This window comes from Streptomyces sp. 891-h, assembly GCF_022760275.1.
GTDB lineage: Bacteria > Actinomycetota > Actinomycetes > Streptomycetales > Streptomycetaceae > Streptomyces > Streptomyces spirodelae.
Map to the genome: position 1 here is coordinate 225,575 of NZ_CP050693.1, position 21,831 is coordinate 247,405.

At 69.3% G+C, this 21,831-nt stretch carries 22 protein-coding genes and 2 pseudogenes; 12 read left to right on the forward strand and 12 right to left on the reverse strand.

Translation table 11 applies throughout. The annotated features are described in order from the left end of the window. Positions 1-121: 121 nt before the first annotated feature. The gene (locus HC362_RS01045) at positions 122-697 is read right to left on the reverse strand and encodes a CGNR zinc finger domain-containing protein (RefSeq protein WP_243081826.1); all 576 of its coding nucleotides are present in this window, start codon (positions 695-697) and stop codon (positions 122-124) included. A 126-nt stretch (positions 698-823) separates the two neighbouring features. On the opposite strand from HC362_RS01045, the gene HC362_RS01050 reads away from it, so the two are divergent. Together HC362_RS01050 and HC362_RS01055 are read left to right on the forward strand one after the other, a co-directional pair. Continuing rightward, positions 824-1,987 carry an epoxide hydrolase family protein gene (locus tag HC362_RS01050; protein WP_243081828.1) on the forward strand — a complete coding sequence of 388 codons (1,164 nt, stop codon included), beginning with the start codon at positions 824-826 and terminating at the stop codon, positions 1,985-1,987. Between the two features lie 71 nt (positions 1,988-2,058). Then, positions 2,059-2,703, forward strand: coding sequence for a SagB/ThcOx family dehydrogenase (locus tag HC362_RS01055; protein WP_279240054.1), 645 nt, complete (start codon positions 2,059-2,061; stop codon positions 2,701-2,703). A gap of 49 nt (positions 2,704-2,752) precedes the next feature. Here the strand turns inward: HC362_RS01055 and HC362_RS01060 are convergent, their stop codons facing one another. The 3 genes from HC362_RS01060 to HC362_RS01070 form a co-directional block, all read right to left on the reverse strand. Then, positions 2,753-2,980, reverse strand: a complete 228-nt coding sequence (locus HC362_RS01060) for a S1 RNA-binding domain-containing protein (RefSeq protein ID WP_347568404.1) — start codon at positions 2,978-2,980, stop codon at positions 2,753-2,755. A gap of 18 nt (positions 2,981-2,998) precedes the next feature. Then, positions 2,999-3,930 (reverse strand): IS5 family transposase gene (locus HC362_RS01065; RefSeq protein WP_243081833.1). Its coding sequence is split into 2 segments (ribosomal slippage): positions 2,999-3,595 and positions 3,598-3,930, totalling 930 coding nucleotides; the frame shifts between segments, so codons are not numbered across the junction. Between the two features lie 30 nt (positions 3,931-3,960). Continuing rightward, the gene (locus HC362_RS01070; RefSeq protein WP_243081835.1) at positions 3,961-4,317 is read right to left on the reverse strand and encodes a S1 RNA-binding domain-containing protein; all 357 of its coding nucleotides are present in this window, start codon (positions 4,315-4,317) and stop codon (positions 3,961-3,963) included. A 53-nt stretch (positions 4,318-4,370) separates the two neighbouring features. Between HC362_RS01070 and HC362_RS01075 the strand changes: the two are divergent. Next, positions 4,371-4,489, forward strand: a pseudogene (locus tag HC362_RS01075) (IS5/IS1182 family transposase); the annotation flags it as partial. 20 nt (positions 4,490-4,509) lie between these two features. Here the strand turns inward: HC362_RS01075 and HC362_RS01080 are convergent. Continuing rightward, on the reverse strand, positions 4,510-5,256 hold the full coding sequence (locus tag HC362_RS01080; RefSeq protein WP_243081837.1) for an aminoglycoside phosphotransferase family protein: 747 nt from the start codon (positions 5,254-5,256) through the stop codon (positions 4,510-4,512). A gap of 118 nt (positions 5,257-5,374) precedes the next feature. Further along, positions 5,375-6,217, reverse strand: coding sequence for an oxidoreductase (locus tag HC362_RS01085; protein WP_243081839.1), 843 nt, complete (start codon positions 6,215-6,217; stop codon positions 5,375-5,377). Between the two features lie 68 nt (positions 6,218-6,285). On the opposite strand from HC362_RS01085, the gene HC362_RS01090 reads away from it, so the two are divergent. The 5 genes from HC362_RS01090 (at position 6,286) to HC362_RS01110 (ending at position 11,520) form a co-directional block, all read left to right on the forward strand. Then, positions 6,286-6,951 carry a DNA-binding response regulator gene (locus tag HC362_RS01090; protein ID WP_243081841.1) on the forward strand — a complete coding sequence of 222 codons (666 nt, stop codon included), beginning with the start codon at positions 6,286-6,288 and terminating at the stop codon, positions 6,949-6,951. Positions 6,952-7,148: 197 nt separating this feature from the next. Beyond that, positions 7,149-8,402, forward strand: a complete 1,254-nt coding sequence (locus tag HC362_RS01095; RefSeq protein ID WP_243081842.1) for a GNAT family N-acetyltransferase — start codon at positions 7,149-7,151, stop codon at positions 8,400-8,402. A 239-nt stretch (positions 8,403-8,641) separates the two neighbouring features. Beyond that, a complete protein-coding gene (locus tag HC362_RS01100; protein WP_243081844.1) occupies positions 8,642-9,178 on the forward strand; it encodes a hypothetical protein in 537 nt (178 codons plus the stop codon). Between the two features lie 156 nt (positions 9,179-9,334). After that, on the forward strand, positions 9,335-10,456 hold the full coding sequence (locus HC362_RS01105) for a hypothetical protein (RefSeq protein ID WP_243081846.1): 1,122 nt from the start codon (positions 9,335-9,337) through the stop codon (positions 10,454-10,456). A 329-nt stretch (positions 10,457-10,785) separates the two neighbouring features. Next, positions 10,786-11,520, forward strand: a complete 735-nt coding sequence (locus HC362_RS01110; protein WP_243081847.1) for a dienelactone hydrolase family protein — start codon at positions 10,786-10,788, stop codon at positions 11,518-11,520. A gap of 698 nt (positions 11,521-12,218) precedes the next feature. On the opposite strand, the gene HC362_RS01115 is transcribed toward HC362_RS01110, so the two are convergent. Beyond that, complete coding sequence (locus HC362_RS01115) at positions 12,219-12,758, reverse strand: CGNR zinc finger domain-containing protein (protein WP_243081848.1); 540 nt, start codon at positions 12,756-12,758, stop codon at positions 12,219-12,221. A gap of 142 nt (positions 12,759-12,900) precedes the next feature. On the opposite strand from HC362_RS01115, the gene HC362_RS01120 reads away from it, so the two are divergent. Continuing rightward, positions 12,901-14,181 (forward strand): MFS transporter, encoded by a 1,281-nt coding sequence (locus HC362_RS01120; protein ID WP_243081849.1) that lies wholly within the window; start codon positions 12,901-12,903, stop codon positions 14,179-14,181. A gap of 92 nt (positions 14,182-14,273) precedes the next feature. Here the strand turns inward: HC362_RS01120 and HC362_RS01125 are convergent. The 3 genes and pseudogenes from HC362_RS01125 to dhaM form a co-directional block, all read right to left on the reverse strand. After that, a pseudogene (locus HC362_RS01125) lies at positions 14,274-14,759 on the reverse strand (GntR family transcriptional regulator); the annotation flags it as partial. Between the two features lie 350 nt (positions 14,760-15,109). Continuing rightward, entirely contained in the window at positions 15,110-15,409 is a 300-nt protein-coding gene (locus tag HC362_RS01130; protein ID WP_243081851.1) for an HPr family phosphocarrier protein, read from the reverse strand. Further along, positions 15,393-15,785, reverse strand: a complete 393-nt coding sequence (dhaM, locus tag HC362_RS01135; protein WP_243081852.1) for a dihydroxyacetone kinase phosphoryl donor subunit DhaM — start codon at positions 15,783-15,785, stop codon at positions 15,393-15,395. The genes HC362_RS01130 and dhaM overlap by 17 nt, the downstream gene beginning before the upstream one ends. Before the next feature lie 68 nt (positions 15,786-15,853). Between dhaM and HC362_RS01140 the strand changes: the two genes are divergently transcribed. The 3 genes from HC362_RS01140 (at position 15,854) to HC362_RS01150 (ending at position 19,557) form a co-directional block, all read left to right on the forward strand. Further along, positions 15,854-16,618, forward strand: a complete 765-nt coding sequence (locus HC362_RS01140; protein ID WP_243081854.1) for an IclR family transcriptional regulator — start codon at positions 15,854-15,856, stop codon at positions 16,616-16,618. A gap of 437 nt (positions 16,619-17,055) precedes the next feature. Further along, positions 17,056-17,682, forward strand: coding sequence for a dihydroxyacetone kinase subunit DhaL (dhaL, locus tag HC362_RS01145; protein ID WP_243081856.1), 627 nt, complete (start codon positions 17,056-17,058; stop codon positions 17,680-17,682). A 165-nt stretch (positions 17,683-17,847) separates the two neighbouring features. Next, positions 17,848-19,557, forward strand: a complete 1,710-nt coding sequence (locus HC362_RS01150) for a dihydroxyacetone kinase family protein (RefSeq protein ID WP_243081858.1) — start codon at positions 17,848-17,850, stop codon at positions 19,555-19,557. Here the strand turns inward: HC362_RS01150 and gap are convergent. After that, positions 19,544-20,563 (reverse strand): type I glyceraldehyde-3-phosphate dehydrogenase, encoded by a 1,020-nt coding sequence (gap, locus tag HC362_RS01155; protein ID WP_243081859.1) that lies wholly within the window; start codon positions 20,561-20,563, stop codon positions 19,544-19,546. The genes HC362_RS01150 and gap overlap by 14 nt on opposite strands. 140 nt (positions 20,564-20,703) lie before the next feature. Next, positions 20,704-21,660: a helix-turn-helix domain-containing protein gene (locus HC362_RS01160; protein WP_243081860.1), complete on the reverse strand. Its 957-nt coding sequence runs from the start codon at positions 21,658-21,660 to the stop codon at positions 20,704-20,706. Between the last annotated feature and the right edge of the window lie 171 nt (positions 21,661-21,831).

Genomic DNA, 21,831 nt, shown 5'->3' on the forward strand with positions numbered 1-21,831 from the left:
CCCCTCCCCCATGAAATCTTGTTCATCACCGGCATCAGCATCGAATTCGGCCGCCTGATGACGAAAGAGCCGCTCACCGGCGGCGATCGTGTCGCCGGTACACTTCGGGACCTACCAGCGACTACTTTGCCGTTCCTGGACTCTTGCGCTTGTTGGCATTGAAGCGTGCCTTCTTCTCACGATTCCCACATGTGTTCATGTCACACCATTTGCGGGTACGGCTTTGGCTCGCGTCGAAGAAGGCGGCCCGGCAGGTCGGCGATGCGCACAGGGCCAATTTTCCGTCTCGCTCGCCTGCGAGGATGCTGATCGCGTCGGCGGCGACAACACTCAGAGCATCTTCTACGCGGGAATCCGGGTCAAGTCGCCATTCCCGAGTGTTCTCGGGCGTCAGGACCGCCGCAGCCCGCCCCTGAAGACTGCAGTCATTGATGACGTGGACAGCAGACGCCGGGAGAGAGTCCTGGATCGCGGCCGCCGTCAAAGCGGCGTGAATCGATTCCCGCAGTTCCCTGGCGAGTTCGAGCTGGACGGTGGTGCAGGACTCCACCGCGAGGCCGTTCACTCCCAGCCAGTCGACGAGTCGCTGCGGCGTGGGGATGCGTTCCACGGCGTCGCCGCAACGCTCCGTCAGAGTCGCCGTGAAGCTGGTCGCCAGCACCTTGCCGAGGCGGAAGTCAGGGAACCGAGCATGCATGGAACCACCTTAGCGGGTTGCCCGCCGCCATCGAGAGGTGCTAGAACCGTCTTAGCCGGTTCGCGCCTAGGTCCAAGCCGGTTCACCGACAGGCTCACACCGGTTCCACGACGACCAGGAGGTCCCATGCCCAACGACGTGCAAGCCTTTGAAGCCCACGCAACGGACGCTGACCTCCTCGATCTGCGCGCTCGACTGGCCGCGGCGCGGCTGCCGGAGGCCGAGACGGTTCATCGCACCGCGCCCGGCCCTGGCCGATGGGAACAGGGCGTTCCTCTAGCGGACCTGGCCGATGTCGTCAACTACTGGCGCACCGAGTACGACTGGCGGTCGTTCGAAGCACGCCTCAACCGGATCAGCCAGTTCCGCACGACCATTGATGGTCTGGGAATCCACTTCCTGCACCGCCGGTCAGCGCGTGCAGACGCCACTCCCCTGATCCTGACGCACGGCTGGCCAGGCAGCATTGCCGAGTTCATCCATGTGGTCGATGAGCTGGCAGATCCGAACGATGCGGACGCGCCGGCGTTCCACGTCGTGGTCCCGTCGCTGCCGGGCTTCGGCTACAGCGACAAGCCGGCCACCACCGGGTGGGGAATCGAAAAGATCGCGGCCGCATGGGTGGAACTGATGGGAAGGCTCGGCTACAGCAAGTTCGTAGCCCACGGCGGCGACTGGGGAGGTGTGATCACCACGGTCCTCGGCGGCAGGTTCCCGTCGCATGTTCTCGGTATCCACACCACGACCGCGCAGGCACCGCCCGGCTTGACCACGGACGGGCTGACGGCTGCCGAGCGCAAATGGGCCGAGGAAACCCGAGATTTCTGGCGCAACCACGCCGCATACGCGAAGCAGCAGGCGACCCGACCGCAGACCATCGGCTACTCGCTCGTCGACTCACCAGTCGGGCTTCTCGCCTGGATCCTCGACAAGTTCGCCGAGTGGACAGATACCGAGGACAGTCCGTTCGAGACGATCTCCAGAGACCGCATTCTTGACGACGTCACCCTGTATTGGCTGACGCGGACCGGCGCATCGGCGGCCCGCATCTACTACGAAAGCCACAACTCGCTCGACGCCGAACTGCGGGTCGACGCCCCGTCAGCCCTCAGTGTGTATCCCCGCGACATCGAGAAGTGCCCGCGCGTCTGGGCGCAGGAGCGGTTCCGCCAGATCGTCCGGTGGAGGACGCCTGAAACCGGGGGACACTTCCCGTCGCTGGAGGTTCCCGAGTATTTCGTCAAGGATCTGCAAGAGGGCCTCGCGGCAGTGCTGGCCGCTCATCGGTGAAGCGGCTGGGTCCGAGCCGAATCCATCGGATGGTACAGCTCCCCGGTATGCTTGTGTGCTTGTCTGGCCTCATGACACAGCGGGAAGTGCCTCTGGCGCCTGTTCGACCTGCGGCTCCGGCTGAGAGCCTGGGGTCGTTGCTGGTACGGCGACGCAGCACGCGCAGCTTCGGCCCCCGGCCCATGAGCATCGACCAGATCACCCGTGTGGTGTGGGCGGCGCAGGGGCGCACAACCGGTGAGCACCGCTCATGTCCTTCGGCGCACGCGCTGTACCCCCTGACGCTCACAGTGATTTCGGGCAACGTGGACGGTCTGGCCGCCGGGGCCTACCAGTACGACGCCGAACGGCATGCGCTCATCCCGGCCGCCCGCGGTGATCACCGCGACCGGGTCGCAGGCACCACCCTCGCCGATCACTGCTGGTTGCGGCATGCGGCGGCATTGCTCCTGCTGAGCGGTGACATGGACGCTGCCACACGACATTTCGCCGATCAGCCGCCGCACAGCCGCCGTGGAAGGAGGTACGTATGGCTGGAGGCCGGGCACGCCAGCCAGAACGTCTACCTCCAGGCCGCCGAAGCCGGACTGGGTGCGGTGCTCGTCGCCGGGTTCGACGACGACCGGCTCCTCGGGCTCTCCCCCGCAGTCGTGCCGGCTGGCCGGCAGCCGCTGGCGCTGCTCGGGGTCGGCCACCCGGCCGACGCGGAGGGCTGATCAACGGGGTCGAGTGAACCGTTCCCCGGTGCCGAGCAGGCGCGGACCATCAGGAGAAACCCTGTCGCAGGGAGAGAGCCAGCCTGCGTCTCTCTCGGCTCACCTCGGTGACAACGACAGTTACCGCGTCGCCGACATGGACGATGTCCGACGGCTCTCCACGCCGAGGGGCGAGCTCCCGCAAGGGGACCAGTCCCTCGATTCCGTCAGCGACCTCGACGAAAACGCCGATGGGGACGAGCTTGGTGACCTGCCCGAGCAGCTTCTGCCCCACCACTAGGACTTGTCCGGTCGATCATGTACGGAGCCAGATGAGGAGGGCTGCGGCAGTTGCGGTACCGAGGAAGACGTAGCCGCGCTTGTCATAGCGGGTGGCCACTGCTCTGGCGTGCTTGAGCCGGTTGATCGCCCGTTCGACGGTGTTGCGTTTCTTGTACCGCTCTTCGTCGAAACCAGGTGGCCGTCCGCCGTGCGCCCCTTTGCGCAGGCGGGCGGCCTGGCTGTCGGTCTTCTCCGGGATCGTGTGCCGGATGCCCCGACACCACAGGTAGTCGCGGCAGGGGCCGTTGCTGTAAGCCTTGTCCGCCGCGAGGCTGTCAGGCTTCTTGCGTGGTCTGCCCGAGCCGATCCGCGGGACGCGAATCCTCTCCAGCACGGGCTTGAACTGCGTGCAGTCCGCCCGCTGTCCCGGTGTGACGATCAGGGACAAAGGACGGCAGCGGCCGTCCGCGCTCAGATGGAGTTTGGTGGTGAACCCGCCCCGCGAGCGGCCCAGGCCCTCACCTCCCGCACCACCTCCACCAGGCGGGCGACGAGGCTCTGCCACGGCGTTTCGCCCTGGTGTTCTGCCGCTGCGTCCCCCTTTGAGGCAAAAGCCGGCGGTGGTTCGGTGGGGGCGCCGGCGGCGTGCTGATGCGCCCGCACGATGGTGGAGTCCACCGAGATGTCCCAGTCGATCTCTCCAGCCGCGTCGGCCTCGGCCTGGACCTGCTGGAGCAGTCGTTCCCATGTTCCGTCGGCCGACCACAGCCGGTGGCGTTCATAGATCGTCTTCCATGGACCGAACCGTTCGGGCAGGTCACGCCATTGCACGCCGGTCCGCACCCGGTGCAGGATCCCGTCGATCACCTGCCGGTGATCCCGCCACCTGCCACAACGCCTGTTGCTGACCGGCAGGAAGGGCCGCAGCCGTTCCCACTCGGCATCCGTCAGATCACCCCGCCCCATGCCCACATCAACGACATGGCTGCGAAGCAGTCACATGATCGGCCGGACAAGTCCTAGGCCGTCGGCGAATACCTGGAAAGGGTCCGGTCGCGTTGCGCGCAACGAGAGCCTGGCCTCCAGGTTCCACGTGTCGAACTGGAGAAACTCGCACGAGACGCGCTGCCCCACGTGCACGACGTCGGAGGCTGCTTCGATACGCCGCCAGCACAGCTCGGGGACCGTGATGAAGCCGACGCCGGGGAAGACCGGGTGCTCGGGCCCGTCGTCCAACGCCACGAAGACACCGAACCGTTCGAGCGCCGTGACGGTGCCGGAGAGGAGCTCGCCGCAGCGCAGCGATTCCAGGAACGCCCAGAGCTCCGGGTTCTCGGACGGCCCGCCCAACATCTTGCCAGCCTCTCACGAGGCACTGCCCGCTGGGCAAGGTGTGCCGCCCTGGGCACGGCTCTGGTCCGGGCGTGTACCCCTGGGTCGTGGAAGGAGCGCTCGCCCTGCTGCGCTGGTTCCGCCGCCTGCGCATCAGCTGGGAGTCCGCAACGACATCCGCGGCGCGCTCCTCGCATCCGGGATCCCAGCACGTCACATCCGGGACCTCAGCACGTCGACCTCACAGCCCGGCGCGGACGGGTCGAAGCCGTGCTCGATCAGCCAGCGGACCCCCAGCAGGCTTCGCAGCGAGCCCCACGCGCGGATCACGTCGAGGTCGACGTCGGTGCCGTAGCCGGCGAGGACGTCGCCGAGGTGCTCCTCGTGTCCGAGCGTCAAGGTGGCGAGGTCGTACAGGGCATCACCGTGGCCCGCCTCGGACCAGTCGATGACGCCCGTGATCTCGTCGCCGTCGACGAACACGTGGTCGACCTGCAGGTCGCCGTGGGTGAACACCGGAGTCCACGACCGGAGCGCGGCCTCGGCGACCTGGCGGTTGCGGGTGACCAGGTCGGCGGGCAGGACACCGTTCGCCACCAGCCGCTCGCACTCGCCGTCGAGCTCCGCTGCCAACTCCTCGACCCCCCGGCCGGCTCGGCCGGTTCGGGACGGCAACGGACCGTCGTGCAGCTTCCGGACGGCGGCACCCGCCGCGGACCACGCCGCCGACGACGCGGTCGACGGCTCGCCGAGGCGGCCGAGCGCGGCCCCCGGAACCGCGGCGATCGCGAGCACGGGAGGCTTGCGCCACAGCACCTTCGGGGTCGGGACCGGTGCCATGGCCATCGCCTCGACCTCGGCATCGGTGCGCTTCTGATCAGCGTCAACCTTCAGAAACACGTCACCGACCCGCAGCGTCGCGCGCTCGTGATGGGCGACGACGACCTCGACCTCAACCATGGCGACCAGTATCCCGGGACGACAACGCAGTGTCCTCCCCAGCGAAGAAAGGATCTGCGTCCATGCCGAGTACCAGCTGCGGGGTACGGGCCCAGGTGGCCGCCTTCGGAAACGCCCGTCAGCGCCGGAGGTAGGCCAAGTCCTGCTCGGTGAGGCTGAGATCGGCGGCGGCGAGATTTTCCTCCAGGTGAGCGAGTGATCCGGTGCCCGGAATCGCCAGCACCGACGGCGACATCGCCAGCAGCGAGGCGATCGCGGCCTGTGCGGTGGTCGCGCCGAGGTGTGCTGCGACCTTGCCGAGTCGATCGGCGTTGAGCGGCTCGCCACCGCCGCCGAGCGGGAAGTACGGCACGTAGGCGATACCCGCTTCCTGACATGCCGCCAGCAGCCGCATGTCACCGGTGTGCCGGTTCTGCACCGCCGCGACGGGTGCGATCGCCCTCGCCTCGGCGAACTGGGCGGCGTCGATGTTGCTGACGCCCAGATGCCGGATCAGCCCCTGAGCGCGGAGCTCGGCGAGCACCGTGAACCGTTCGGCGATCGACTCCCCACCCGGTCCGCCCATCCCGCCGACCCGCAGATAGACCAGGTCGAGCCGGTCCAGCCCCAGAGAGCGCAGATCCGCTTCCACCAGGCCACGCAACTCCTCCGGCGTCGCTTGTTCACTCGGCAGACCCTTCGGACCACGCAGCGGACCGACCTTCGTCGCGATCACCAGGTCGTCCCGGTACGGCGTCAATGCCCTACGGATCAGCTCATTGGCCCGCACTGGCCCACGGCCGTAGAAACCGGCTGTATCGATATGGTTCACACCCAGCTCCACGGCTCGCCGGAGCACCTTGATGCCGGTCTCCGGCGCTCGCACCGGGCCGTCGAAGGTCCCCATCGCCAGGCGCATCGCGCCGAAGCCGAGGCGATTGATGGTCAGATCCCCGCCAAGGGAGAAAGTCTTGATCGTCATGAGGCTTATGCTGTCCGCCCCTGACCACGCCCCGCGAACACGTGGCAGCTTGCTGCCAGACTGGACGGATGCGGAAAGAACAGGTGTTCTCCGTCCGAGGGGACGCAGAGCTGATCACACGCGCCGGACACCTCTTCGAGTCTGCGCAGAACGAGTTTCTGTGCGGTGCCCGGGATCTCAGGACCTGGTCACAACCGCAGGCCAGGGCAGCGATCCGCAACCGGATGCGCGTCGCGGACTCCTCGGGCTTCGTCTCCCGCAAGCTGCTCAGCCCGGTCGCCCTCGCCGATGAAGAGGCCCGCGCGCACCTGCAGAAGGTGCGGAGCAAGGGCGCTGCCGTTCGGATCAGCAGCTCGCCGATGCCGCACGAGACCATTCTCATCGACCGGCGCGTGATGATCCTCGCCGGCCGGCACACCCCGACCGGCCGCGAATACACCGTCACGACGTCACAGGCCCTGGTCGACGGTGTCCACTCTCTCTTCCAGGCGATCTGGGACACCGCCGCCGATCTCAACACCTACCTGCACAGCAACGTCCCGGACCTCGACGCCGACGGACGCATGATCTTCCAAGCACTCGCATCCGGACTCACCGACGCATCGGCGGCCAAACGACTGGGCATCTCGCTCCGCACCTACCGGCGGCGCGTGGCCGACCTGATGGTCGGGCTCGAGGCCGAGTCCCGATTTCAGGCCGGACTACGCGCAGGTGAGCTGGGGATACCTCGCTGAAAAGTAGCGATCGTCTCTCTCCAGCAGCCCAGGCACAGGTGCCGCAAATCAAGGTCCAGCCTGGCTATGTCATCACTGGCTGCGGATGGAGGCCGAGGGGGCCGCAGAACGGGTCAAGAGGGCGGGAAATCAGGCTGAACCGACCGTTCGGATGAGGTCAGGCGCCAGCTCAGGGCAGCGTGCTGTACATATGACCGATGACCGGTTCTCAGTTCCAGCTTCGCCGTGTTTCCGAGCAGGAGTTCGCCCCCTGGGCACGCATGATCGCCGACACCTACGGCACGGACCGTTCGGAGGAGGAACTCGCCGATCAGCGCGCTGCGACGGACCTTGACCGCACTCTGGCCGTCTTCGACGAGGGAGAGCCGGTCGCCGGAGCCTCCATCTACGGCCGGATACTGACCGTACCCGGGGGCGTCCTGCCCGTGGCAGGGATAGCGTCTGTCGGGGTTGCCCCGACGCATCGCCGCCGCGGCATCCTCACGTCGATGATGCGGGCCCAGCTGAGCAGCCTGTACGAGCAGCAGCTCGAGCCGGTCGCCGCTCTCCGCCCCTCCGAGGCCGGCATCTACGGACGGTACGGCTACGGCCCCGCGACGGTCGGCAACCGGATGCGCTGCGACCGGCGTGCCATGCGGTTCCGCGCGGACACCGACTTCGGCGACGGGACGGTCCGGTTGCGGCACCCCGTCGAGGCCCGTCCCCTCCTTGCGGAGATGTACGACCAGGTCCGCACTGCCACGGTCGGCTGGCCCGATCGGCAGACGGCCCACTGGACGGTGCGCCTCGCCGACTATCCACACCGGCGCGGCAGCGCGACCTCGCTCCGGTGCGCTGTGCACCAAGAGCACGACGGGCGTGCCACCGGCTACGCCCTCTATCGGCACAACTCCGCGCCGGACGGGCTGGGCGGCAAGGCCGGGGTGGTGGAGGTGGTGGAGCTGGCGACGTACTCGCGCCAGGCGTATGCGGTGCTGTGGCGCTTCCTCGCCGGGATCGACCTGGTGACCTGGATCGACTACGAGGGTGCCGTGGACGAGCCTTTGCCGCATCTGCTGGTCGATCCGCGAGCGGTTCAGGCCAGGCCCGTGGACCGCCTGTGGCTACGACTGGCCGACGTGGACAGGGCCTTGGCCAGCCGGGGTTACAGCATTCCGCTGGACGTCGTACTCGACGTACGGGACGACTTCTGCCCGTGGAACAGCGGACGCCACCGGCTACAGGCAGAAGCGGGAAGCGTCCTCTGCGAGCGCACGAGCGCTCCAGCCGACATACGGCTGACTGCGGCGGAACTCGGCGCAGCCTTCCTCGGCGGCACCACGCTGACCGCCCTCGCCGCCGCCGGCCTCGTCGAGGAACTGCGGCCCGGTGCGCTCTTTCTCGCCTCGGCGGCTTTCCGCGGCGAACGCGAACCCTGGTACCCCGGGGGCTGGGCCTTCCCGCTGTACTGAGCAGTCCTTCGCACGCCGCCACTGCGAACGGTCCCTCACAAGGCAACTCAACGCATACGCGAGCAGAAACAGACGCATTACGGATCAATTGCAGCACCTAGTTGTACCTGTGCTGCCAAATCGTGAGCCGATACCGCCGGACTTTCCTCCCCATCGGGAATCGCCGGACCCTCGCCTGATCGGCGCTCTACCGTACGGGCATGCGCGCTGCCTGGCGCAGTCACATGAGGAGGAAATCGGTGTCATCGCCCTGCGACCCCCAGCACGCTCCCGCCGGAGATGTGAGCGCGGCGCTCATGATCATCGATTCTCAGCTCAAAGCTGTCTACGACGGCAGGACCGAGGTCGGCCCTGAACAGCGGAAACTGAACCGCCAGTTCACCGCGTCCGTGGGCCCCAGAGGAGTCGATGACGTGCTGGACGGCACGTGCACGCTCATCTACATGTTCATGAACTGGCTGCGGTTGGCCTACGAGGACCACGACAAGGACGTCATCGAGTACGTGGTGCCCAGTCTCGTGGCCACGATGCGCAGGATGCCCAAGAGTGTCCGCCCCGAGGCCATCCCCACCATGGCGGGGCTGCTCGTCGCGTCGGGCACCGGGCTGAGCCCCAGCCTGTGGCGCAAGCAGTTCGGAGACTGGACCAAGGAGGAGATGAACCCCCTGGAAGCCACGGCCTTTCTTCTCGCGGAGCACATCAACCGGCTCACCGACGACCGCGACTTCGCCACCCGCATGATCGCCAAGGCTCTGTCCGGCCTGGACCACGACTGACAGGTGGACCGCCGGACGCTACCCGCGATCCCCATGACATCGAGCTGAGGTCCAAGCACCCCGATCGAACCTCCGGCCGGATCGGCGGATATACGATCATCTGCACGAACACCCGACAGGTGGCGACTGAGGCGGCGAGAGGGCGGGACGATCAGCGTGGGCAGAGGCGGGGAACAGGACGGGACCTCCATACCGGACGAGGAATGGGAGCGGTTCCTTCAGGAGGCCGCCTCCGGGGGGAAGAGTGCGCCCAAGGAGCCATCGGCACGGGCGAGGATGGTGGCCAGGAGGCTGCGCGAAGGGCCTGACCGCCCGACGGGCTGGCGAACGTACGAACTGGGCGGCGGACCACGGGACAGGCAGCGGCGGAGCGGCCGCCGTGGAAGAAAGCTCTGGTACGCGGCGGCGCTGTTGGCCGCGCTCGGGCTCGGGGCAGTGGCGCTGAACCCGGCCGGGGTGGTCGGGTGGTTCCCTGGTGCCGACGACACGCACTCCGAACGTCAGGGAGTCGGCACCGCACCGAGCACGACCGTCGCAGAGCAGCCCACATTGGAGGAGCCGTTCAAGGGATCGCCGGCGCAGAGGTGGGAGGACGGTTTGGCCGGCATCCGCTTCCCCAAGGCGCGGGCAACCGGGTGGATGGACAAAGCGCAGGTCGACCAAGCGCTGGACCGCACCCGTGACTTCTTGTCCGCATCCAGCCTGGACGCCGGTGTGCTGCGCGGAAAACACCCGGACAAGGCAATCGCGCTGATCAATCCCCGCCAGCAGGATGTACAGCAGCTGTTGAAGACGGCATTCCGCAACCCGAGCCGGAAGAACAACCCGCTCTTGCTGTTCAGCCGCTTCGACCCGGCGAAGGTGAAGCCAGCCGGGGACGTGGTGAAGACACGGGGCAGGGTGACCTACGAGACCGGCGAGCGCGGCGCACTCGAGGTCACCGCGGACGTCACGTACGTGTACCCGGTCGTCGCGGCTGAAGAAGGAAGCAGCGCGGTCGCGCGGACGATCGTGCGGCGGGAACTGGTGATGAGCTGGGACGATCCCGCCAAAGTGAAGACCGAAGCGGGCACCTTCTCCGTCGTGTCGTACAAGCTGGACACCACCAACGGCGGGTGCGACATCTTCAACGGCTACCTCAACCCGAAGTTCGGTCACGAGCAGACGGCCGGCAACGGGGACGGCCCGGTGATCGATCCGTACGACCGGAGCCAGCCGATCGACGAGCGGATGCGAGGAGCCGAGGGTCAGGGGTGCGGCAGAGCCTCCCGGACGTGAGCCGCTCCCCCTTCGCACCGCACAGACAGACCGCAGCCGCTGTGACCGCCCCGGCTCCCCAGGGCTCGGGGAGGCTGCTCGCTCGTCCTCAGCGGCGTACGCCGCACCGCATGCTGCGGCTGGCGTCGGCTTCGTTCGGTGGACTAGGTTACGGGGGTGACTACCGGGACGGCTTCGCGCCACACACGGATCGGTGACCACCCGGTGCTCTTCTGAGCCCGGTACGGGCCAGTGGGGGCCCGTCGTTCGATCGCGGACCTTGCGCTGCTGCGCGGGCTCCGCCTCCGTCGTGTTGATCGCAGGACACATCAACCACGACAGGAGAGTTCATGCCCACCCATATGCTGCAGATTCCCACCGCGGACGGCCAGGCCGATGCCTTCGCCGCCTTCCCCGACGACGGCGAGCGGCACCCAGCGGTGCTGATGTATGCCGACGGCTTCGGCATCCGGCCCGTGCTGCGGGAGATGGCTCGCGAACTGGCCGGCCACGGGTACTACGTGCTCGTCCCCAACTTCTTCTACCGGCACGGCCCGGCACCTGTGGTCGAACTTCCCGAGTACATCGGAGAAGAGGCCCGGACCGCGGTCATGGGTCGGCTGATGCCCCTCATCGAGGCACATACCGTTGAACGGACCCTGCGCGACGCCGACGCTTTCCTCGGATTCCTCGCCGGCCGGCCCGAGGCCGGCACCGGACCCGTCGCGGTGACCGGCTACTGCATAGGCGGCCTCCTGGCGGTGCGCACCGCCGCGGCCCACCCCGGCCAAGTGGCCGCCGTCGCCGGGTTCCACGCTCCCGTGGGCGCCGCCGGGCCCGACTGCCTGCGCCGCCTCACCGCCCAGGTCCACTTCGGGCACGCCGAATCCGACCTGACGCCCGAGGGCCTCAGCGAACTCAACCAGGTCCTGGACGCCGCGGGTGTCGACTACACCTCTGAGATCTACCCCGACACCGTCCACGGCTTCACCATGTCCGACACCGACGCTTTCAATCCCGCCGCACTGCGGCTCCACTGGGACCACCTGCTCCCCCTCCTCGCCCGCACCCTGGCCAGCCGTTGAGGCTCCGCTCGGACGGTGACCAGGCGTCGCCGTGCCTCGGCTTCGGACAGTCCTCGCGCGGTGTCGATGAGCGCTTGCCGGTTGCGGTCGAGCATGTGCTCCAACATGAGACGTTCAGGTCCAGTTGTCACTTGGGGCAGCGTTGACATTGGTCGTTCAGCTTTCCGGGATGAAGGGATCGTTGAGCTGGTCCGGACCGGGGCCGCGTGTTCAAGCAGCACGGGACCCGAACGGGCAGGGCGGGGCTCACCTGGACCGTCGAGGGGAACACCGATGACTTCGGTGCTGAATGCCCGCGGGATCGGAGGCGGGTGTGTGCTGCGCGAGGCAACTTCGCGCCGCGTCCGTGCTTTTCGGCCCGGTCGGAAGATCCTCGGGGAAATGTTGGGTCCAGAACCGAGGAGAGCCGGATCAGTGCCAGGACAGCGTCCCGCTGTGAGCGGGTCAGGCGGTTCGCGTCGAGCAAGAGCCCCTGGGAACCCGGGGGCTCCCGGGCGGCAGAGCAAGCACGGGCCGGCCCGGCCCGCCGCCGGAACAGCTCGTGCACCCGGCCCGGTCCGGAACAGATCGCGGACCCGGCCCCACGGCCCTTACCGTAGGGGGACGTCCGTCACGGGGCGCCGGTCCGCGTCCGCCACCGTATGCCGTCGATCAGCTGCCGCCGACTCCACACCGATGCTCCACTTGCACAGCAGACCCTAGGCCGCCTGTCGCCGCCGGGAGGCGTAGGAGCGGGACTTGTTGCGGTTCCCGCACACCTTCATCGAGCACCAGCGGCGGCTGCGGTTCTTCGACACGTCCCAGAACACCCAGCCGCAGGTGTGTTCCGCGCAGCGCTTGAGGCGGGCGGCCTGCCCGGTGGTGACCAGCTCACTCCACGCGATCGCCAGCGTCGCCAGCGGGCCGCGCTCGGCGGGCAGCCCCGTCGCGGGCGTCAGAGAGCCGCGAGCGGTGACCAGTACAGGGTGCTCGGCCAGCACGCGGTCGGCGGCGGCGAGCATTTGCGGATCGGGGGTGTCGCCGACGTGGGCACCCAGTTCCTCGCGGATTCCCGCGCGAAGGGCCAGGTAGCTCTCGTGGACCTGGGCGGGGATCGCACCAGGCGCGTCCAGCAGGCCGCGGCCTCGCAGCCAGTCGGCCAGACCGGACGGGGTGGCGATCTCGTCGCTTCCCTCTTCCACATCGACCGTGTTGGCGAATGCCTCCACCAGGACGGCCGGGGCCGGCGGCTCCAGCATGGCGGGTCACCTCCTCCAGGATTCCGCCATCTTACCGGCTAACCGTTTCACCGGTTGCCGGGTGGCCGGAGCTTGTGCCAAAGTAGCCTCACCGTCTAACGCCTTAGGCGGTTATTCGGTGGGACGGTTGGGGGAGAGGGCCATGGCCACAGCGGTGCCTGAGCGGACGGAAACCGGCAGCAGACGCGGCACTACGCCGCACAAGAGCGCCCCGCCGGCCCCTGGCCGCCGCAACACTGCTGTTCTGGTCGGCTTCACCGCTGCCACCAACCTCGCCGACGGTGTGACGAAGATGGCCCTGCCGCTCCTCGCCACCCGGCTCACCGGCTCTCCCGCCCAGGTCACCGTCGTCTCGCTGACCCTCACCGTGCCCTGGCTGCTGACCGCCCTGCACATCGGCGTGCTCGTCGACCGCTTCGACCGGCGGCGGCTGCTGTGGTGCGCGAACGCGATGCGGCTGGCCGCGATGGGCTGGCTCGCCGCCTCCCACCTGGCGGACGGCCTCACGCTCGGCCGGCTCCTCACCGCCGGTGCGCTCCTCGGTGTCGCGGACGTGCTGGCCTCGACCTCGGCCTCCGCCCTGGTCCCGGCCGCGGTGCCCGCGGCGGGGCGGGAGCGCGCCAACACCTGGATGGCGGGAGCCGAGACCGTAGGACAGGAGTTCGCCGGGCCTTTCGTCGGCGGGCTGCTGCTGGCCACCGGGACGGGCCTCGCGCTGGGGCTGACCGGCGCCTCCTATGCGGTCGCCGCGCTCTCGCTGCTCTGGCTGTCGGGCCGCTTCCGTCCCGGCAGGCCCGCCCCGGGCGCGGCTCCCGTCTCCGTCAACGCCCGGATCGCCGAAGGGCTGCGCTTCCTGTGGCACGACCCGGTGCTGCGCACGTTGTCGCTGGTGGTCGCCGTACTCGCCGCCGTCTGGGGCGCCTGGCTGGCTCTCATACCGCTGTACGCCAAGCAGGCCATGGACCTGGAGCCGCAGCACTACGGCATCGTGCTCAGTGCCCTGGGAATCGGCGGGCTGGCCGGCGCGGCAGCCGTCACGTGGGTGAACCGGCTGCTGGGCGCTCACCGGGCGATGCTCGCCGACCTGATCGGCACCACCGCGATGGTGGCGCTGCCCGCCCTGACCACCAACATCTGGGCCGTGACCGCCGGCGCTTTCCTCGGCGGCATGGGCGGCACACTCTGGACGGTGAACACCCGCACCCTCACCCAGCGCATGGTCCCCGACCAGATGCTCGGCCGCTACAGCGCGGCGGCCCGGCTCTTCAGCTTCGGCGCCATGCCACTGGGTGCAGCCCTGGTGGGCCTACTGGCCGAACTGGGCGGCATGCGACTGGCCTTCGCCGTATTCGCGGTGGCCACCGCGGCAACACCCGTGCCGTTCCTCAAGAATGTCACCCCGTCGACGCTGCGGTCCCGTTAGCGGGCTCGCCTTACGATTCGCACGGAATCTTCGCACCTGGACGACTCACACCCGACCAACGACTCCGACCAACGACGAATCTCCGACTCAGGTCATTGTGAAGCCTGGCCTGAAGCGTCGGTCAGAGCAGCCACCGTCAGGGTGAGGTGCTGGACCAGGACCGCTGCCGCGGTGTCGGCGTCACGGGCCGGCGCCGCCTCCTCCAGCCTGCGGTGTTCCTCGGCGCCGTCCCGGTCGGGGTCGCGGTGCGCCGACCAACGGCGGGCCAGCTCACTCGCGGTCCACAACCGGTCGAAGGTCTCCAGCAGCGCGCGATTGCCGCACGCATCCAGCAGCGTGCGGTGGAAGACCCGGTGAGCCTCAGCCCAGGGACCGGTGTAGTGCTCGCCCTCCTCCGGCACATACGCCGGAGTGCGCACCAGGCGATGGTGGGCGGCCCGCACGCGGGCCGCCCAATCGACGTCGCCGTGCTCGATGGACATGCGCAGGACGACCGGTTCGACGGTCCGGCGGGCTTTCGCGATCCCCTGCCAGCGGCGGTCGGAGAAGGACGGGACCGCGAAACCGCGGTTGGGCAGGGTATTCGCCGCTTCGCCTCGCTCATCGCGCCGATCATCACCGCATTCACCGCGGCGGGGGCGTATCAGACTCTTCGTGAGCCGCAGAGTCTCGCGTGAACGGATGCTTGCGGGCCGGGCCCTGGACAGTACGTCGCCGCCGGTGCCCGGCACATCGTCGCCCGCCTCGGCGCCCTGGGCTGCGCTCCCAGCAGGAACGGCTCGAACGGATCGCGGACGTGATCCTCGCCGGACAGTCGGCGGCCGATCACGCGCCATCCACCTCGGCAGGCCGCTCCTGACGTTCGCCGACCGTCGCCGGGACGATGACGGACAGCACTTCCGGACCGAGGGCCTCATCACGGTGCGGGCTACTCGGCGTTGGCCAGGATGTCGATCAGTGCGGCGACCGCTTCCTGGGCGTCGGGACCTGTAGCTCGTACGGTCACCGTGCTGCCGGCCGTGGCTCCCAGGGCCATAACGCCGAGAACGCCGGCGGGGTTGACCGTCTTGCCGTTGTGCTCCAGCTCGATGGTGCTGGAGAACTCGCCTGCCGCGCGGGCGAGCAGGCCCGCGGGACGGGCGTGGAGGTTGGCGGGGAGCACCACGGCTGCTTCGTGGCCGGTGGTCTCGCCGGATTCGTAGCCGGTGGTGTCATTGCTTGCGGACATGGCGGGCCTCTTCTGCTGATTTGGCGACGGCTCGCAGGTCGGCGCCGGATGCGGCGGCGACCACTGCGGCGACGGCCCCCTCGACGAAGGGCGCGTCGGCGATGACGGCATCGGCGCGTGGGTGGTCGTCCAGGACGGTACGGGTGGTCAGAACGGAACTGCCGAGGTCGGGAAGGATCAGGACCCCGGCGCCCCGGTCGGCGTCCTGGAGCGCCTTGCGCACCAGGTCGTAGCTGGTGCCGAGCCTGCCGTCATCGGTCCCGGCCGCGGTGACGACGGGCACGGTGTCGGAGCCGATCTGCTCCACCAGCAGGCGCAGGCCTGAAGCAAGCTCGGCGCTGTGGGACACGAGTACGATGCCGACGGTTGCGCTCATGAACGGTCACATTAAATCCCGGAACATTGTTCGGCAATACTGAATCGGAGATCTCCATGGTCCAGTCCGTGCATCGAGCAGTGCAGATCTTGCGGGAGCTCGCCTCGGGCGGTCCTCGGCTGGGCGTGACCGAGCTGGCCGAGCGGCTGGGCGTGGCCAAGCCCACCGTGCACGCGCTGCTGCGCACCCTGGAGATCGAGGGCCTGGTCGGACAGGACCGGGACAGTTCGAAGTACCAGCTGGGGCCGAACCTCGTGCAGCTGGGCAACGCCTATCTGGATACGCATGAGCTGCGCACACGCTCGTTGACCTGGGCGGACGCTCTGGCCAACCGGACCGGGGAAGCCGTGTGGGTGGGAGTCCTCACGGGCGACCACGTCCTGGTCGTCCACCATGCGTTCCGCCCCGAGGGCGCGGTGCAGATCCTCGAGGTGGGCGCGAGCATCCCGTGGAACACATGCGCCCTGGGCAAGGCCATCGCGGCCTCCTCGTGCGCGGACGTACGGGAGCGCCTGCTCGCCGGGGAGCCGGCCGTGCTCACCGGCGCCAGCATGACCGACCGGAAGACGCTGGCGGGCCACCTGGAGGACGTTCTCAAGGCCGGTTACGCGATCGAGGACCAGGAGTCGGCCATCGGGGAGGCGGGCATCGCCTCGCCTGTCTTCGACCGCTCCGGCGAGGTGACGGGCGCCATCGGCATCGTCGGTCCCGTGGAGCGCATGCTGGGCGAGTCGGTACGCCAGGAACTCGCCGTGGCGGTACGGGAGACCGCCCGCAATCTCTCTCGCGACCTGGGAGCCCCGCGCCGGGTCCGCTACACCCCGAGCGCCTAGGCAGTTCCGAGCCTCTTGACAGGCGGGAAACGCGTGCTTAACTTCCGGAACAACATTCATCAATGATGAACAGTCGCCGGGGAGGGCAGGTCGTCCGGTTCCCACAGGGCCGCGAGGTTCCGCCCGCACAGAAGGACCCGGCGGCTCCCCTCCCGTTCCCAGCCCGTTTCCCGCGGAGGAGGTGAAGCGTCCGGTGGCAGATGTACGCGCGGCGAACAACGCGCCCACTGCCCGCAGACGGGTGAGCGACTCCGTGACCCGCCCGGACACGACGGGTGTCTCCACCACGGTGTGCAGCGGGGAGACCGACATGCTGTCCCTGTGGGGCAGGGCTGTGCAGCACAGGCTCGGCCCGGCTGAGGTGGCCGTGCCGACCGCGCCCCGCTCGGCCTTCCACCCACCGACCCCGTACGCACCGATCATCGAACGGAGACCCCATGGACATCGACCTCGCCCGTGCGTGGGTGCAGGCCATCACCGTCGCCGTGGGCCGGCACAAGGATCACCTCACCCAGCTCGACTCGGCGATCGGTGACGCCGACCACGGGACGAACCTGGACCGAGGATTCACCGCCGCTGCCGCTGCCGTCTCCGACCTCGGCCCGGACACGGTCGGAGCCGTCCTCAGCAAGACCGGCGCCACCCTCATCTCCACCATCGGGGGTGCCTCGGGGCCGCTGTACGGGGGCGCGTTCCGCGCGCTGGGCAAGGCCCTGGACACTCCGGCAGCCGACCCGCTCGCGTTCGCCCGGGCACTGGCCGCAGGTCTGGAGAGCATCCAGAAGCTGGGAACAGCCGCTCCCGGCGACAAGACGATGATCGACGCGTTCGCGCCCGCCGTCGCCGCCTTCGAGGAGCAGGCCCGGCAGGGAACGGGCTTCGCCGCAGCGGCAGCGGCTGCCGCCGACGCCGCCGAGGAAGGCATGCGCGCCACCACTCCCCTGCAGGCACGCAAGGGCCGCGCCTCCTATCTGGGAGCGCGCAGCGTGGGCCACCAGGACCCGGGCGCGACCTCGACGGCCCTGATCTTCCGTGCGCTCGCCGATACGGCGGCCGATGCGTAGCCGACCGCCTCACCCGCACAGGGCGTCTCCCCGCGAGGCGTCTCCCCGCGAGGCGTCAAGCGGCCCCCGGTGAGCAGCGCAGCCAGCCCCTTGATCCGACCTCTCCACCCCATCACCTGAGGGTCGCCGATCCATCCACTCTCGTTTCCGACGGAGCCTTTCCCCATGACGTACTTCCTCCCGCAGACCGACACGGTTCTCAGCGCCGCACGCGGCCTCGCCCTGGCCAACCCCGGCCTGCTCGAAGTGAACACCAGTCCCCTGTACCTGCGGGCCCGCACCAGCAACCCGGACCGCACGGTCGCGCTGGTCTCGGGGGGCGGCTCCGGCCACGAACCGCTGCACACCGGCCTTCTCGGCCCCGGCGGTCTCGACGCGGTCTGCCCCGGCGAGATCTTCGCCTCCCCGCACAACCGGCAGATCTACGAGGCCGGCGCGGCCGCCGCGAAGAGCAACGGAGTGCTGCTCATCATCAAGAACTACACCGGGGACGTGATCAACTTTCAGATCGCGGCGGAACGCCTGCGCCACGACGGCATTCCCGTGGCGACGGTTCTGGTCGACGACGATCTGGCCACCGACAAGGCCGACACCGCGACCGGCCGCCGGGGCACCGCCGCAACCGTCGTCCTGGAGAAGCTGCTCGGAGCCTTCGCCGACCAGGGCGCCAAACTGGAGGAACTCGCCGTTCTGGGCGCGGACGTCGTCGCAAGCTCCCGCAGCCTCGCCGTCGCGGCCCGGGCCCAGACCTCACCCTCGACCGCGGCGCCTGCCTTCGACCTGAGCCCCGGCACGCTCGACTACGGTGTCGGCATCCACGGCGAGCGCGGTACGCGCACCATCGACCACCGTCCCGTCGAAGAACTCGTGGCCCAGATGACCGACGATCTGCTCCAGGCCCTGCCCGCAGGGGAGGAAAAGGTCCTGGCCGTCGTCAACGGCCTGGGTGCCACGACCAGCCTGGAACTGCACGCCATCGGCTCGATCCTGCACGACCTGCTGACTGCGCGCGGCATCCAGCCCCTGGCCGTCGTGCCCGGCACGTTCACCGCCGCCCTGGACATGGCCGGCTTCTCCCTCACCCTCACCCGTATGAAGCCGGAATGGGCCGACTTGTGGACGGCTCCCACCGGCACGCCGCTCACCCTTCCTGCCCGCACCCTGGCCCCGGACACCGCGGCGAGTGTCGTCGCCGAACCGGCCGCCACACACGTGGGCGTGCGCGAGGCTCCGACCAGCCGAGGCGTACTCGACCGCTATTCGGCGATCGTCTCCCAGGCTCATGACAACCTCACAGCGCTCGACCAGCTCGTCGGCGACGGCGACTTCGGGGACAACCTGGCCGGCGGCGTACGCCGGGCGGTCCAGCGGAACGAGTCGGGAACCGACGGCGTGACCGCCCTGGCCGAGGCCTTCCTCAATGACGTCGGCGGCACCAGCGGTCCGCTCTTCGGCCTCCTCTTCCAGGAGATGGCCACCGTCCCCTGGTCCGACGGCCAGGCGCCTGACGCCCTGTCCGTCGCCGACGCGGCGAAGTCCGGCCTGGCCGCCATCCACCGGGTCGGCGGCGCCGAGGTCGGCGACTGCACCCTCGTGGACGCACTCGCTCCCGCCGCCGACGCGTTGACCACTGCCGCACGCGACGGCGCCGACAGCCCCTTCACCGTCGCAGCCGAGGCCGCCGTCGAAGGCGCCCTGAGCACCGCCTCGCTCACTCCCCGGCGCGGCCGCGCCAGCTACGTGGGCGAGCGCGCCGTAGGCGTCCCCGACCCGGGTTCCCTCGGCGTGGCGCTGCTGTTCACCGCGCTCGCCGCCGTCTACGAGCCGGCCACCGCCACGCGTCTGCCCGACCCGGAGCGCCTCACCTCGCGCTGACCGGGACCAGAGCGGCGGCGAGGAACTCCAGCGTGTCGATCACGCGGTTCGAGAAGCCCCACTCGTTGTCGTACCAGGCGACCACCTTCACGTGGCGGCCGTCGACGCGGGTGAGGGCCGAGTCGAAGATCGAAGAGGCGGGGTTGCCCGTGATGTCGGACGACACGAGGGGGTCCTCGGAGTATTCGAGGATGCCGGCGAGCGGGCCCTCGGCCGCCGTGCGGTAGGCCGCCAGCACGTCGTCGCGCGTCACGTCGCGGGCGACGGTCGTGTTGAGCTCGACGATCGAGCCCACCGGCACCGGCACACGGATCGAGTCGCCCGACAGCTTGCCGTCGAGGTTCGGCAGCACCAGGCCGATCGCCTTCGCGGCGCCCGTCGTGGTCGGCACGATGTTGACACCGGCCGCACGGGCGCGGCGGGGATCGCGGTGCGGACCGTCCTGCAGGTTCTGCTCCTGCGTATAGGCGTGCACCGTCGTCATGAACCCGTGCTCGATACCGGCGAGTTCGTCGAGCACTTTGGCCAGCGGGGCGAGCGCGTTGGTGGTGCAGGAGGCGTTGGAGACGATGGTGTGCAGGTCGGGGTCGTAGGTGTCGGTGTTGACCCCGAACGCGACGGTGACGTCGGCACCGTCCGAAGGAGCGCTGACGAGCACCTTGCGCGCGCCCGCGTCGAGGTGGGCACCGGCGGCCTTGGCCGAGGTGAAGCGGCCGGTGGCCTCCAGGACGATGTCGACGCCGAGTTCGGCCCAGGGCAGCTGCGCCGGTTCGCGCTCGGCCAGTACCTTGATGCGACGGCCGTCGACGACGAGGGTGTCCCCGTCGACGGTCACCGGCCGCCCGAGGCGGCCCGCGGTGCTGTCGTAGGCGAGCAGCCGAGCGAGCGTGGCGGGCTCGGTGAGGTCGTTGACGGCCACGATCTCCAGGGAGCTGTCGCGCTCCAGCAGCGCGCGCAGCGCATTGCGTCCGATGCGGCCGAATCCGTTGATGGCGACGCGGGTCATGAGTGGTCTCCCTTCCCTTTCGCCACCAGGCTCGCGCGTCGGCCGCGCCGCGGACAGTGGCGGGATCGCCATGGTTCAAAAGGATCTCGCCATGCCACTGCGAACACCGCGAATACTGCGAAAACTGCGAACAGCCGCGGCTACGCACCACGGGTGAAGGTGCGCCGGTACTCGATCGGGGTGGTGCCCAGGATGCGCTGGAAGTGCAGGCGCAGGTTCGCGCCGGTGCCGAGCCCGACGTCGGCGGCGATCTGTTCGACGCTGCGCTCGGAGCGCTCCAGAAGTTCACGGGCCAGGTCGACGCGGGCGCGCATCACCCACTGCATCGGCGTGTAACCGGTCTCCTCGACGAAGCGCCGGGAGAACGTGCGGGGCGAGACCCCCGCCTGCCGCGCCAGTATGTCGAGGGTGAGGGGCTCGCCGAGCCGGTGCAGTGCCCACTCCCGGGTGGTGCCGAAGCGCTCGCCGAGCGGCTCGGGGACGCTGCGCGGCACGTACTGGGCTTGGCCGCCGCTGCGGTAGGGCGCCGCGACCAGGCGGCGGGCCGCGTGGTTGGAGGCCGCCACGCCCAGGTCGCCGCGCAGGATGTGCAGGCACAGGTCGATGCCGGAGGCGGCGCCGGCCGAGGTGAGCACGCTGCCCTCGTCGACGAACAGCACGTTCTCGTCGACCTGGATGTGCGGATACCTGGCCATGAGTGCCCGCGTGTAGTGCCAGTGCGTGGTGGCGCGCCTGCCGTCGAGCAGGCCCGTGGCGGCGAGCGCGAAGGCGCCCGTGGAGATGGCGGCGAGCCGCGCGCCCCGCGTGTGGGCGGCGATCAGCGCGTCGACGACGGCCGGTGGCGGGTCCTCGCGATCCGGGTGCCGGTAGCCGGGGACGAAGACGATGTCGGCCCACGCGAGCGCGTCCAGGCCGTGGGCGACGGAGTACGACAGGCCGTCACCTCCGGTCACCAGGCCGGGTTCGGCACCGCACACCCGTACCTCGTACGGCATGCTCGCCCGGGTCGTGAACACCTGTGCGGGAATGCCGACATCGAGCGGCTTCGCACCCTCCAGGACAAGGACGGCGACGCGATGCAGGCGGGAGGCTGGCATGGGCAAGAGGCTACGTGGGGCCATGCTTCGGTACGCCCGCCGCACGGAGTGGGCGTGGGGCGGGGAGACGGCTACGCCCGGAGTGATTGTTGGTTAGGGTGCCAGTGCGTCGGCCAGGCCGACGCGTTCGGGGCTGTGCCGGATGACGGTTCGGACACGACGGGGGGCTCG